Source organism: Pseudomonas peli (genome assembly GCF_050563605.1).
GTDB lineage: Bacteria > Pseudomonadota > Gammaproteobacteria > Pseudomonadales > Pseudomonadaceae > Aquipseudomonas > Aquipseudomonas peli_A.
The window spans coordinates 90,755-104,512 of sequence record NZ_JBNXUH010000008.1 but is presented as its reverse complement, the minus strand read 5'-3'; the positions used below and the strand labels follow the sequence as shown (position 1 = coordinate 104,512).

Below are 13,758 nucleotides of genomic sequence, written 5' to 3'. Positions count from 1 at the left end.
GAGCAGGCGCTGCACTAGAGTGGTGGCTCGTTCAAGGAGTCTTTATGCAGCTGGACCCTTCCAGTGGCTGGTGCGATGGCATCCAGCGCTGCCCATCGCCGAATTTTAATCAGCGGCCGCTGGGCGAAGTTTCTCTGTTGGTGATCCATAACATCAGCCTGCCGCCTGGGCAGTTCGGCACGGGCAAGGTGCAGGCGTTTTTTCAGAATCGTCTGGATGCCGAGGAGCATCCTTACTTCGCCAGCATCGCCAGCATGCAGGTGTCCGCGCATTTCTTTATCGAGCGTGATGGTGCCGTCACACAGTTCGTCTCCTGTAATGAGCGCGCCTGGCATGCCGGTGTGTCGCGGTTTGCCGAGCGGGAAAACTGTAATGATTTTTCCCTAGGTATCGAACTTGAAGGTACGGATGATCTGCCGTTCACTGCCGCGCAGTATGCAGCGCTGATTGAACTGACCCGGCAGCTGCAGGCGGCTTACCCGGCCATCACTCTGGAGCGCATTTGTGGCCATAGCGATATCGCGCCTGGCCGCAAGACCGACCCCGGCCGGGCATTCGACTGGCAGCGCGTGCGCATGGCATTGCAGCAAGACAAGGAGCTGACATGAATTTTCTGGTGCTACTGCTGGTGCTCTGGGTCGAGAAGTTCTCTTCCTGGCGTAAGCCCATTCAACACGATGGCCCGTGGCTGCGCTTGCTGGCTGCGACTGAGAGCAAGCCGCACTGGGCTGAGCGGCCCTGGCTGGCGTTGGCCCTGCTGGTGCTGCTGCCGTTGTTCGCTCTGGGCCTGATTCTGCTGGTGCTCGAGCCTGTGGCCTATGGTTGGCTGGCGTTGCCGGTGCATCTGTTGGTGGTGATCTACAGCCTGGGTCGCGGTGATTTGCTGGCGGCACTGGGGCCGTTTCGCGATAGCTGGCGCCGTGAGGATGCCGAGGCTGCTTATCTGGTGGCGCGGCGTGATCTGGCGCTGGAGGCGGACGAAGAGGGCGAGTTGCTCCAGCGCGTACAGGGGCATCTGGTGTGGCAGGCCTACCAGAGCTTCTTTGCGGTGATCTTCTGGTATGCGCTGCTGGGGCCTTTGGCGGCGCTGGCGTATCGGCTGGTTGCTCTGGCCGGCGAGCATGCCACTCTGCCAGCCTTGCGTGAGGCTGCCGTACAGGTGCGTCATGGCTTCGACTGGCTACCGGTGCGTGTGCTGGCCGCCAGTTTTGCGCTGGTGGGCAACTTTGCCGGGGTCAGCCGGGCGTTGCTGCATGAGCTGCTCAGCTGGGATATCAGCGCGGCGCAGTTGGCGATTATTACGGCGCGGGCAGCTGGCGAAACGCCGGAGCCGGTAATTGGCGAGGCTGGGGTCAGCAGCCTGGATGGGCTATGGCAACTGTTGGTGCGTGCGGCGGTGTTCTGGTACGCGGTGTTTGCCGTCTGGACCCTGCTTATCTGAGATCGTCGTTCCACAGCCAGGCGGCGCCGCGTACCCCGCTAGAGTCGCCGTGGCGGGCCTGCAGCAGTCGCGTGTTGACCTGATCGGAGAACACATAACGCGGCAGCAGGGGCACCACCTGGGAGTAGAGCGCGGCACTGTTGGACATGCCGCCACCCAGCACGATCACATGCGGATCAATCAGGTTGATCACCGATGCCAGGCCACGTGCCAGTTGGTCGCAGTAGCGGGCAAAAGCCTGTTTTGCGGGTGGGTCGCCCGCTTCTGCGGCGTTCGTCAGGGCGCTTGCGTCCAGGCCAAGATTGCTGCGTGCTGCCCAGCCCGGGCCACTTAGAAAGGTTTCAATGCAGTCATCCTGGCCGCAATAACAGCGTCTACTCGGGCCGTCCTCGTTGCTCCGCCAGGGTAAGGGGTTGTGGCCCCATTCTCCGGCAATCGCATTCGGCCCACTAAGCAGGTGCTGGCGCACTACCAGGCCACCACCGACGCCGGTGCCAAGAATGACTCCGAAAACACTTATGGCATCCTCGCCTGCGCCATCGCAGGCTTCTGACAGGGCAAAGCAGTCGGCGTCATTGGCCAGGCGCACTGGACGCTGTAGCCGTTGCTCAAGGTCGGCCTGCAGATCCTCGCCGATCAGACACTGGGAGTTGGCATTCTTGATCCGCCCATGATCGGGGGAACGGGTGCCGGGTATGCCGACACCGACGCTGCCGCGGCTGCCCAGTTCGCGCTCGCAATCTTCAACTAAGCTGGCAATCAGGGTGACGGTTTTCTGGTAGTCCCCCTGAGGTGTTGGTGCGCGGCGGCGCAAGATTTGCTGGCCGTTCTCCAGTGCGATTATTTCGACTTTAGTGCCACCCAGATCAATGCCGAGCTTCAGTGGTGTGCGCATCATTAACCTTAAGTTACAGAGGTTGGGGTCGATAAGAGGTATACATGGCGCCATGTTCGACCGTTATTTTGTGACATTGATCACATTAATCTGCCCATATTTACCCCGTTGATGCAAATGCCACAGGTCGAGCAGCAAGGGACATACACGCCGCCGTTTGAGATTCTGCACGGCCGTTTTGTAACCTTACACGACAATAATTAGAACTGGAGACGTCCTGTGAAGACCGTGTTGTATCCGGCCATCGCGCTAATGAATCGCCTCAGCTTCGGCATGAAGTTCAGTCTGATCAGTGTTCTGTTCTTTCTGCCCATGCTGGTCACCAACTTCTATCTGGTGCGTGACTCCTACCGGCAGTTCGTCAGTACTCAGGCGGCTCTCGAGAGCATTGATCTGCTCGGTGAAAGCCTCACGCTGCGGCGTAATCTCGAAGACTTCGTCGACCTTATCGAGGTCAACGCCATGATCGGTCAGTCCGGCCAGGCGGGCGATCTTGAGGCGCGTCTGGTCAAGCTGCAAGGCAGCATTGGCGAAGCGTTGCAGGGCATGGCGGCGGTAGTGCGCGAGCCTGAGCAAATTGAAGAGTTCAACAGCAAGCGCGATCAGCTGATTACCGAGCTGGGCGCGGTGCAGGCCGAGACCTCGCTGCAGGGCAAGATCGCCCTGGCGGAAAAGCTGCTGGGCAGCTCTCAGGTGTTTATCAAACTGGTCGCCGCTCAAGCCGGCTTGAGCCAGGACCGTCAGGGCGCCGTGCGACAGATGATCGAACTGGTCACCGTGGACACGCCCAAGGTCACCGCGGCGCTTAGCGAAGGCCGTGCAGTAGGCGCCTATTCCCTGGCCCAAGGCTTTCTCAACTCATCGGCCAGTACCGCCTTCGATGAACTGCTGCTGGAGCTGGAAAAGCTGCATGGCGAGTACGGTCTGAACCTGCAGGCGTCGCTCAACAGCAGCGCGCAGGCGCGCACGGAGCTGGCCAGTCAGGCCGCGAGCAGCCTGGAAACCCTGAAGACCACGGCGGTGCTGTTTGAAGACAAGGTGGTTATCGCCGACTCGCTGGATACGCCTTGGGCGCAGTTCTACGCGGATATCAGCGGCGCCATGGAGCAGACCTATCAGCTCAATGATGCCGTGCTCGTGTTCCTCGACAAGCAGCTGCAGGTGCGCCTGGAGGAAAACCGTACACAGATGGTGCTGCTGGTCGCTGCTCTGCTGGTGGTGTTCCTGCTGATCGTTTACCTGTACGGCGGCTTCTACGTATCAATCCGTACCACCCTGAAAAAGCTCGGCCAGGTGATGAACCAGGTGGCAGCGGGCGATATGACCGTCAGCTTCAAGGCGCAGAGCCAGGATGAGCTGGGCGAGCTGGGTCAGGTGTTCAATGAGACGGTGAGCAAGATCCACCAGTTGATCGAACGCGTGGGGCAGACCGTGGTTGAGGTTGAGCGCCAGGCGGACCGTGTGCAGCAGGTCTCTGGCGAAAGTAACCAGGCGGTGGCCGGCCAGCGTGGGCAGATCGACCTGATCGCCACCGCAATGAATCAGATGTCTGCCACTGCCCAGGAAGTGGCGCATAGCGCTGCCGCCGCAGTGGGCAGCGCGCAGAGCGTGAATGATGAAACGGTTAGCGGCCGTGCGCTGGTCGAGTCCCAGGTGGGCAGCATTCAGCGCCTGGCTGGGGAAATCGACCAGTCGGTGGCGGTGATCAACAAACTGGCCAGTGACAGCGCCTCAATCAGCCAGGTGCTGGACGTGATCAAGGGCATTGCCGAACAGACCAACCTGCTGGCGCTCAACGCCGCCATCGAGGCCGCGCGTGCCGGTGAGCAGGGTCGCGGCTTTGCCGTAGTGGCCGATGAGGTGCGTAACCTGGCCAAGCGTACTCAGCAGTCCACCGAGCAAATCGAGTCGATGATCGCCAAGCTGCAAAGCGGCGTCGGCGCGGCGGTCAAGGCGATGAACGCCAGTCACCAGATGGCTGATACCACCGTTAACGAGTCGGGCAAGGTGCAGCAGGCGCTGGAGAATATCCTCGGCGCGGTGGGCATGATTGTCGACCAGAACCAGCAGATCGCCACCGCTGCCGAAGAGCAGACCGCCGTCGCGCAGGATATCGACCAGAACATTGTCGAGATCAGCCAGGCCGGTGAGCGTACTGCCGAAGGCGCCAGCCAGACCGAGCAGGCCAGCCGCGAGCTGTCCGGGCTGGTGGCGCGCTTGAAGCAGTTGATTGGTGCATTCCGCGTCTGATCAGCAACTCGCTTGGAAAAAGCCCGCCATCTTGGCGGGCTTTTTATGGGCGTTAGTCAGACTTAGCTATTCCAGCCAAACAACTCGGCTGCGTTGCGGCTGCTGGCGCTGGCCAGCTCGTCGGCGCTGATGCCGCGTAGCTCGGCCAGGGCTGTGCAGATGTCCGGCAGGTATTCCGGGCTGTTGCGCTGGTTTGGGTGCATGGCGGGGGCCATGTCGGGTGAGTCGGTTTCCAGCACGATGGCCTCCAGCGGCAGTTGCGCCACTACCTTGCGCAGCCGCAGTGCCTGCGGCCAAGTCGGTGCGCCGCCCAGGCCGAGCTTGAAGCCGAGCTTGAGGTATTCGCGGGCTTCTTCAGTGCTGCCGGCAAAGGCGTGGATGATGCCGCCGCGCGCTGGCTTGAGGCGCTTGAGCGTGGCGATGGTCGGCGCATGGGCGCGGCGTACGTGCAGCAGGGCTGGCAGCTCGAGCTCGCTGGCCAGTTTGAGCTGCGCCTCGAACAGCTGTTGCTGTCGCTCGCGATCCAGCTGTTCGAGAAAGTAGTCCAGGCCGAACTCGCCCACGGCGCAGAGCTTCGGATGGCCGGCGCAGCGAGTCAGCCAGTCACGCAGTTCGTTCAGGTGTTCGGGCTGGTGTTCATCCAGGTACACCGGGTGCAGGCCGAAGGCGGCGTACAAACCATCTTCGGTCTGTACCAGATCCCACACACGCTGCCAGTTGGCCTGATGCACACCCAGCACCACCAGGCGCTCGACGCCAAGATCGCGGCAGCGGGCCAGCAGCTCGGCGCGATCAGTATCGAAGTCGGGGAAGTCCAGATGGGTATGGGTGTCGATCAGGCGCATAGCATCACGGCTAGCAGCGGTTGCCAGAGAGGTTCAGGCGGCGTGCTTCGTCGTCGCTCACGCACTTACTGTCAGCGCCTTGGACGATTCGCGGGGATTTCCCGCTGATGCTACTGGTGAAGCTGTCGACAAAGCGCTGCGCCTTGTTCGCATCGTCAAAGCGGCGGGCGGCGCTCTGGTTGGAGGTGTAGCTGCCGTTGCTGGCCGCAAAGCACTGTGAGTTGCCCTCGCAGGAGAGTTCGACGTACCAGTAGGATTGGCGGATTTCCACCCCGGCGAGGCTGTAGCTGGCGAACAGGCTTAAAGCGGTGAAGAGCATCGTGCGCATGGAGTTACTCCCTGTAGGTTGAGGCGCCAGCCTAAGCCAGTGCCTTGCCCATGGGAAGTGTGGCGCTCCATGCGCTGAGGCAAAAGCCGTGCATCAGTGAGTGCGCGGCTTCGCTAGGGCTTAGTGATGCTCGCGGGTGGCGCGGAATTTCACGTCTGGCCAGCGTTCTTCCATAAGCGCCAGGTTGACCCGCGTGGGGGCCAGGTAGGTGAGGTGGCCGCCGCCATCCAGGGCGAGGTTTTCCACCGCCTTGTTGGAGAATTCCTCAAGCTTCTTCTTGTCGCTGCAGTCGATCCAGCGCGCGGACCACACGGTGATTGGCTCGTAGGCGCATTCGACCTTGTATTCCTCTTTCAGGCGGCTGGCGACCACGTCGAACTGCAGCACACCGACCGCGCCGAGGATGATGTCGTTGCTGCGCTCGGGGAAGAACACCTGGGTCGCGCCTTCCTCGGCCAGCTGTTGCAGGCCCTGGCGCAGCTGCTTGGATTTCAGCGGGTCTTTCAGGCGTACGCGGCGGAACAGTTCCGGGGCGAAGTGCGGGATACCGGTGAAGCCCAGCGCTTCGCCTTCGGTAAAGGTGTCGCCGATCTGGATGGTGCCGTGGTTGTGCAGGCCGATGATGTCGCCGGCATAGGCCTCGACCAGCATTTCACGCTCGCTGGAGAAGAAGGTCAGGGCGTCGCCGATGCGCACGTCCTTGCCCAGGCGCACGTGGCGCATCTTCATGCCCTGGCTGTATTTGCCCGAGCAGATGCGCATAAAGGCGATACGGTCGCGGTGCTTGGGGTCCATGTTCGCCTGGATCTTGAACACGAAGCCGCTGAATTTCTCTTCCACCGGCTCCACGGTGCGCTCGTTGGCCACGCGCGCCAGTGGCTTGGGTGCCCAGTCGACTACCGCGTCGAGTACATGGTCGACGCCGAAGTTGCCCAGCGCGGTGCCGAAGAACACCGGAGTCAGTTGGCCGTCGAGGAACTCCTGCTGGTCGAACTCGTGGCAGGCGCCCTGCACCAGTTCCAGCTGCTCGATAAAGCGCTCGTACTCGTCACCCAGGTGGGCGCGGGCCTCATCGGAGTCAAGGTGCTGGATGATCTTGGTTTCGGTGCGCTCGTGGCCGTGGCCCGGGGTGTAGACGATGATGTAGTCGTCGGCCAGGTGGTACACGCCCTTGAAGTCGCGGTAGCAACCAATCGGCCAGGTGATCGGCGCAGCCTTGATCTTCAGTACCGCTTCGATCTCGTCGAGCAGTTCGATCGGGTCGCGGATATCGCGGTCGAGCTTGTTGATAAAGCTGACAATCGGCGTGTCGCGCAGGCGGCACACATCCATCAGGGCGATGGTGCGAGGCTCAACGCCCTTACCGCCGTCGAGCACCATCAGCGCGCTGTCCACCGCAGTCAGGGTGCGGTAGGTGTCTTCCGAGAAGTCTTCGTGGCCCGGGGTGTCGAGCAGGTTGACCATGTGCTCGCGGTAGGGGAACTGCATCACCGAGGTGGTGATGGAGATACCGCGCTGCTTTTCCATTTCCATCCAGTCGGACGTCGCGTGACGGTCGGATTTACGCGACTTCACCGTGCCGGCCACGGCAATCGCCTTGCCCATCAGCAGCAGCTTCTCGGTAATGGTGGTCTTACCGGCGTCGGGGTGAGAGATGATCGCGAATGTACGGCGTTTGCCGACTTCGGTGGCCTGGATGGTCATTGTGCGGGAACCCGTCGACTGAATAGTCGGTCTGTCAAAAAAGGCGGCGATTATAACGGTAAACGCCGTTCAGCGCGGCGACCTGTAGTCAGAGGACAAAACCACGGTTTTTCTGCGCTTTGTGCAGCATTCCTGACGTTTTGTTTTGAATATAAAACGATCAATCAATAAGGCGACAAAGAGGGTCAAAAGCACGGCATTTTTTGATTGATCTCAGCCCCCCATGGCCCTAAAGTTCGCGCCCGAACGTCCATGCTGGCAACGATCCATCCGGCTCAAGTACTGACGACGAGAGACCTGTAAGGTACTCGGCGACATGCCTTGGGAAGTAGGCGAACCAAAGTGGGGAAACTGATCAGACGTTCTGCTTGTGCGGGCCACCCGCCAAGCCTCCCTAAATGATGGGCAACTGCCTGCGTGTGCAGCGTTTGCCTGACTAAAAATGTTTTAACTGGTTCAGCCAACTGGAGTCCGAGCATGTCGATCAAGGTCGAAGATTATTACGCACCCGCTACTTTTCAGCGCATGAAGGCGTTCGCCGACACCCAGGAAACCCCGTTCGTGGTGATCGATACCGCGATCATCAGCCAGGCCTACGATGACCTGCGCGCCGGTTTCGACTTCGCCAAGATCTACTACGCGGTCAAGGCCAACCCGGCGGTCGAGATCATCGACCTGCTCAAGGAAAAAGGCTCCAGCTTCGACATCGCCTCGATCTACGAGCTGGACAAGGTGATGGATCGCGGCGTCAGTGCCGACCGTATCAGCTACGGCAACACCATCAAGAAATCCAAGGACATCCGCTACTTCTACGAGAAGGGCGTGCGTCTGTTCTCCACCGATTCCGAAGCCGACCTGCGCAATATCGCCAAGGCCGCGCCGGGTTCGAAAGTCTATGTACGCATTCTTACCGAAGGTTCGACCACTGCCGATTGGCCGTTGTCGCGCAAGTTCGGCTGCCAGACCGATATGGCCATGGATCTGCTGATTCTCGCCCGTGACCTGGGCCTGGTGCCTTACGGCATCTCCTTCCATGTCGGCTCGCAGCAGCGCGACATCTCGGTGTGGGATGCGGCGATTGCCAAGGTCAAGGTGATCTTCGAGCGCCTGAAAGAAGAAGACGGCATCGTCCTCAAGCTGATCAACATGGGTGGCGGTTTCCCGGCCAACTACATCACCCGCACCAACAGCCTGGAAACCTACGCCGAGGAAATCATCCGCTTCCTCAAGGAAGACTTCGGTGACGACCTGCCGGAAATCATCCTGGAACCGGGCCGTTCGCTGATCGCCAACGCCGGCATCCTGGTCAGCGAAGTGGTGCTGGTCGCGCGCAAATCGCGTACCGCCGTCGAGCGTTGGGTTTACGTGGACGTGGGCAAGTTCAGCGGCCTGATCGAAACCATGGACGAGTCGATCAAGTTCCCGATCTGGACCGAGAAGAAAGGCGAAGTGGAAGAAGTGGTGATCGCCGGCCCAACCTGCGACAGCGCCGACATCATGTACGAGAACTACAAATACGGCCTGCCGCTCAACCTGGCTATCGGCGACCGCCTGTACTGGCTGTCTACCGGCGCCTACACCACCAGCTACAGCGCGGTGGAATTCAACGGCTTTCCGCCGCTGAAGTCGTTTTACCTGTAACGCCTGGCCTAGCGCTGGGCAAAAAGGCACGGGCTGACCCCGTGCCTTTTTTGTGCGCGCAACATTTTGCCCGCGCGTTACATGCCAGCCAATGCGCCGGCTCCAGTCGCTATTACTTGCGCTAGAGCCTTTGCGTCATTCCGCTAGTGATAGCCCCGCATGCGCTCGGCGGTGAAGGCTGACAATTTTGTTACAAAGGAGTTTCTGTAAACGAGATGTAAAGATTGATTGAGAGTGCTTACTAATTAGAATCGCGCCAGTTTTTAAAGCCTGAGCGATTCTCATGAACAACTACGATAAAAAGCGCAGAAATCTCCCACAACGCCGCCTGTTGGCCAGTGCCATCGGTTTTGCCATTGCTTCGTGCGCCAGCCACAGCTTTGCCGCCGAAGCCGAGAAAGCTCCGGTAGAGCTGGGCAGCGTTACGGTCAAAGGTCAGCAGGACACAGGTTACAAGGTCGACAAGGCCTCCTCGCCGAAGCAGACCGCGCCACTGCTGGATACGCCGCAGACCTTCAGCGTGATCCCTGAAGCGCTGTTCAAGGAGCAAGGCGCGCGCAACCTGACGGACGTGCTGAGCAACACTCCGGGTATCAGCTTCAATGCCGGCGAAAACGGCTTTGCCAGCGGCACCAACAATTTCAGCCTGCGTGGTTTCGACACCAGCGGCAGCATCTTTATCGACGGTGCGCGCGACAACGGCAGCTACACCCGCGACGTGTTCAACGTCGAGTCGGTCGAAGTGGCCAAGGGTCCGGCCGCCGATAATGGCCGTGGCGGTGCTGGTGGTTATATCAACCTGGTGACCAAGACGCCGACCCTGGAAGAATTTATCGGTGGCGGCATCAGCTATGCCTTCGACCAGTACGATTCCGAGGCACGCAAGCGCATGACCCTGGATACCAACCAGGTGATCAACGAGACTACTGCCGCGCGCCTCAACCTGCTGCTGGAAGACAGCGGCGTGGCCGGCCGCGAGCACGCGGAGAACAACAGCTGGGGCGTTGCACCGTCGGTGGCTTTTGGCCTGGGTACCGATACCCGCGCGATCTTTGCCTATGAGCATGTGCAGATGAGTGATCGCCCGGACTGGGGCGTGTCCGGCTCGTCGGTCAAGGGGCTCAAGGCTGTTTATGATCCGTCGCTATCGTCGGTAGATCGCGACAAGTTCTATGGCCTCAAGTCCGATTATGACGACACCACCAGCGATGCCTTCCTGGCGCGTGTCGAGCACGATTTGTCCACTGGCCTGACCCTGAGCAATCAGACTCGCTGGGCGCGGGTTGACCGTGATGCGCGTTACACCGTGCCATTCCAGTTCCTGGGCGGTGACCAGTTGCGTACCGATACACAGTTTTATGATCGGGTTAACACCAGTCTGTCCAACCAGACCAACCTGTCTGCGCAGTTCGCCACCGGCAGCCTGCAGCACAATCTGGCGACCGGTCTGGAGCTGACTCGCGAAAAGTCCGAAGGCGCGACCTACGCTGCGATCAATCCGGGTAATGCAAATATCTTTGATCCGGATTACAACCGTGCCGGGCCTGCCGCCGAGCGTGCTGCCGAGCGCAATGAGGTGACGGTCGATACGGTTGCCCTGTACGTGTACGACACCATCGAGCTGAACAAGCAGTGGCAAGTCACCGGCGGCCTGCGCCTGGAGAACTACCAGGTCGATATCAGCAGCAAGACCGTTGCCGGCGCACCTGTAGGGCCGGATGGCTACGATGACACCGAGTTCACCGTGGCCGGCAAGCTGGGCCTGGTTTACAAACCGGTGGAATACGGCAGCATCTACGCCGCTTATGGCCGCTCGGTGCAGCCAGCAGGTTCTTTCCTGTCGAACGCTGACATTTCCCGCGTCGCTGGTCAGGCTATGCCAGGGCTGGTGGATGGCGCCGGTCCGGTTAAGGCCGACAGCTACGAGCTGGGTACCAAGTGGGACTTCTTCGACAAGCGTCTTTCGACGGCCGCTGCGCTGTTCTACACCGTGAAAAAGGACGTGCCGATTACCGGGCTTGATGCGGGGCAGGCAGCGCCAGCTACCCTCAAGGGTTATGGCAAGCAGATCGTCAAAGGTCTGGAGCTAAGTGCCACAGGCAAAATTACTGACGACTGGAATGTGTTTGCCGGCATCGTCTTTATGGACAGCGAGCGTAAGCACAGTGCATACCTGGATGACGTACGCAAGCGTGCCAACGCCGCTGACTACGGCACAGTGGATCGCACCAGTGGTGATGAGTTGGCCTTTACCCCGCGCGTGTCGGGTAGCCTGTGGACCACCTACCGTCTGCCGGTTGGCGTGACCATCGGTGCGGGTGCCAAGCATGTGGGTTCGTCCTACCTGGGCCGTCCGGACGATGCCGAGCGCATTATCCCCAACGGCGCAGTGGGCAAGCTGCCGAGCTACACCACCTTCAATGCGATGGCGTCCTACGAGGTCAACCCGAACCTGGATGTACGGGTCAACCTGGATAACCTGACCGATGAGGAGTACGCCATTTCTACCAACTGGAATGGTCGTCGCGCCATGCTCGGCGATCCACGCACCCTGACCCTGAGCACCGACTTCCGCTTCTAAGTCGCTCAGGCAGTAAAACGCGCCCCGGATGCTTTGGCCTCCGGGGCGTTTTTTATGCTGTGCCGCTAGCCGGCGGGCCAGTGCATCGGCTCAATTTATTGGGCTGGATCAACGGTCCCGGCGTGCGGCGCTGTCATAGTGCGCTCCAGCTATTTAGAATCATTTGCAACTGTTTGGTGGCGGGCGCTTGAGGCGGCCGTTGAGGAGAGCGAATCATGATGTTGAGCATTGCCGATGTGCTGACGCCTGAGCAGGTGCGTGAGTGCCGTCAGGCCTTTGAGCAGGCCAGTTGGCTGGATGGTCGGCTGACGGCGGGTCATCAGGCGGTCAAGGCTAAGGCTAATCAGCAATTGGCTCAGGATGACCCGCTGGTGGTGCAGATTGGCGATTTTATTGTTCAGCGCCTGGGTAATCATCCGCAGTTTGTCTCGGCGGCTTTGCCGCTAAAGGTGTTGCCACCGCGCTTCAACCGTTACAGCGGTGGTGGCACCTATGGCAACCATATCGATAACGCGATTTTCAGCGTGCCGGGCACGCCGCATCGGGTGCGCAGCGATCTGTCGGCCACGCTGTTTTTCAGTGATCCGGATGAGTACGACGGCGGTGAGCTGGTGGTCGAGGACAGCTACGGCAGCCACAGCGTCAAGTTGCCGGCCGGCCATCTGGTCTTGTATCCCGGCAGCAGCCTGCACCGGGTCAATCCGGTGACCCGTGGCACGCGCTATGCGGCGTTCTTCTGGATTCAGAGCCTGGTGCGCGATGACACTCAGCGCAGCCTGTTGCTGGAGCTGGATCGGGCGGTGCAGGCGCTAACCCTTGAGGTGCCGGAGAGTGCCGAGCTGGCGCGTTTGACCGGGGTTTATCACAACCTGCTGCGCCAGTGGGCCAATACATGACCGATATGCCGTTGCCGAAACTGACGCATATTCCGCCGAGCATCGCAGCCGTGGCGGACTATGAGCCCCTGGCCCGCGAGCGCATGAGCGCCCAAGCCTGGGCCTATATCGCGGGCGGTGCGGCTGATGAACTGACCCTGGCGGAGAATCAGGCGGCGTTTCAGCGCATTCGTCTGCGCACGCGGGTGCTGGCCGACCTGAGCGGTGGCAACACCCATCTGCAGCTGTTCGGCCAGACGTTCGCTCACCCGATCTTCCTCGCGCCGGTGGCGTATCAGCGCTTAGCTCATGCCGATGGCGAGCTGGCCACGGTGCTGGCCGCGTCGGCGGTACAAGCCGGCATGGTGCTCAGCACCCAGGCCAGTGTGTCCCTCGAAGACGTGGCCGAGCAGGCGCACAATCCGTTGTGGTTTCAGCTGTATATCCAGCCGGATCGGTCCTTTACCGAGGCGCTGGTCAAGCGCGCTGAGGCTGCGGGTTATCAGGCGCTGGTGCTGACGGTGGATGCGCCGGTCAATGGCATGCGCAACCGTGAGCAGCGCGCGGGCTTCTTTCTGCCCGAGGGCGTCGAGGCGGTCAATCTGCGTGGCATGCAGTCGTTGCATGAGAGTGCTCCGCCAAGCGGTGGCCTGTTGCTCGGTGGCGCGTTAATGGCGGCAGCGCCTGGCTGGGCGGATGTGCAGTGGCTGCGCTCATTGACGAGCCTGCCGATTCTGCTCAAGGGCGTGATGACTGCCGAGGATGCGCAGCGGGCAGTGGCCGAAGGCGTTGACGGCATCATCGTGTCCAACCATGGCGGCCGTACTCTTGACGGCCAACCGGCGACCATCGAGGTGCTGGCAGAAATCGCTGATGCGGTGCAAGGGCGGGTGCCGCTGTTGCTCGATGGCGGTATTCGTCGCGGTACGGATGTGTTCAAGGCCCTGGCTCTGGGCGCCGATGCCGTAATGGTGGGGCGACCTTATATCTACGGTCTGGCCACGGCTGGGGCGAGTGGGGTAGCTCATGTGGTGCAGCTGCTGCGGGCTGAGCTGGAAGTGGCCATGGCGCTGACCGGCTGCCGTGACCTGGCCAGTATTGGCAGCCAGAGCCTACAAGATAAAAATCGCGGCAATGGAACTAAATAAGAATAAAGGTGTAAACGACTATTGCTTGATAATAGTTATCAATTAGAATT

11 protein-coding genes are annotated in these 13,758 nt (G+C 60.6%); 7 read left to right on the top strand and 4 right to left on the bottom strand.

Features of this window, described 5'->3' with window-relative positions:
- Nucleotides 1–44 precede the first annotated feature (44 nt).
- Nucleotides 45–608, top strand: coding sequence for a 1,6-anhydro-N-acetylmuramyl-L-alanine amidase AmpD (ampD, locus tag ACQ4LH_RS11810; protein ID WP_430697339.1), 564 nt, complete (start codon nt 45–47; stop codon nt 606–608).
- Nucleotides 605–1,441: a regulatory signaling modulator protein AmpE gene (gene ampE, locus ACQ4LH_RS11805; protein WP_430697338.1), complete on the top strand. Its 837-nt coding sequence runs from the start codon at nt 605–607 to the stop codon at nt 1,439–1,441. Before ampD ends, ampE begins: the two co-directional genes overlap by 4 nt.
- Here the strand turns inward: ampE and ACQ4LH_RS11800 are convergent.
- Nucleotides 1,434–2,336: an ROK family protein gene (locus tag ACQ4LH_RS11800; protein ID WP_430697337.1), complete on the bottom strand. Its 903-nt coding sequence runs from the start codon at nt 2,334–2,336 to the stop codon at nt 1,434–1,436. The two genes, ampE and ACQ4LH_RS11800, sit on opposite strands and share 8 nt — an antisense overlap.
- A gap of 219 nt (nt 2,337–2,555) precedes the next feature.
- Between ACQ4LH_RS11800 and ACQ4LH_RS11795 the strand changes: the two genes are divergently transcribed.
- On the top strand, nt 2,556–4,586 hold the full coding sequence (locus tag ACQ4LH_RS11795; RefSeq protein WP_430697335.1) for a methyl-accepting chemotaxis protein: 2,031 nt from the start codon (nt 2,556–2,558) through the stop codon (nt 4,584–4,586).
- A 62-nt stretch (nt 4,587–4,648) separates the two neighbouring features.
- Here the strand turns inward: ACQ4LH_RS11795 and ACQ4LH_RS11790 are convergent, their stop codons facing one another.
- The 3 genes from ACQ4LH_RS11790 to ACQ4LH_RS11780 form a co-directional block, all read right to left on the bottom strand.
- Nucleotides 4,649–5,431, bottom strand: a complete 783-nt coding sequence (locus ACQ4LH_RS11790) for a TatD family hydrolase (protein ID WP_430697333.1) — start codon at nt 5,429–5,431, stop codon at nt 4,649–4,651.
- A 10-nt stretch (nt 5,432–5,441) separates the two neighbouring features.
- The gene (locus tag ACQ4LH_RS11785; RefSeq protein ID WP_430697332.1) at nt 5,442–5,759 is read right to left on the bottom strand and encodes a hypothetical protein; all 318 of its coding nucleotides are present in this window, start codon (nt 5,757–5,759) and stop codon (nt 5,442–5,444) included.
- A 120-nt stretch (nt 5,760–5,879) separates the two neighbouring features.
- Nucleotides 5,880–7,463: a peptide chain release factor 3 gene (locus ACQ4LH_RS11780; protein ID WP_430697331.1), complete on the bottom strand. Its 1,584-nt coding sequence runs from the start codon at nt 7,461–7,463 to the stop codon at nt 5,880–5,882.
- A gap of 477 nt (nt 7,464–7,940) precedes the next feature.
- Here ACQ4LH_RS11780 and ACQ4LH_RS11775 point away from each other — a divergent pair, with 477 nt between their 5' ends.
- From ACQ4LH_RS11775 to ACQ4LH_RS11760, 4 genes are all read left to right on the top strand, one after another.
- Nucleotides 7,941–9,104, top strand: a complete 1,164-nt coding sequence (locus ACQ4LH_RS11775; RefSeq protein ID WP_430697330.1) for a type III PLP-dependent enzyme — start codon at nt 7,941–7,943, stop codon at nt 9,102–9,104.
- Between the two features lie 283 nt (nt 9,105–9,387).
- Entirely contained in the window at nt 9,388–11,685 is a 2,298-nt protein-coding gene (locus ACQ4LH_RS11770) for a TonB-dependent receptor (RefSeq protein ID WP_430697329.1), read from the top strand.
- 215 nt (nt 11,686–11,900) lie between these two features.
- Entirely contained in the window at nt 11,901–12,581 is a 681-nt protein-coding gene (locus tag ACQ4LH_RS11765) for a Fe2+-dependent dioxygenase (RefSeq protein ID WP_430697328.1), read from the top strand.
- 5 nt (nt 12,582–12,586) lie between these two features.
- Nucleotides 12,587–13,708: an alpha-hydroxy acid oxidase gene (locus ACQ4LH_RS11760; RefSeq protein ID WP_430697435.1), complete on the top strand. Its 1,122-nt coding sequence runs from the start codon at nt 12,587–12,589 to the stop codon at nt 13,706–13,708.
- Nucleotides 13,709–13,758 lie beyond the last annotated feature (50 nt).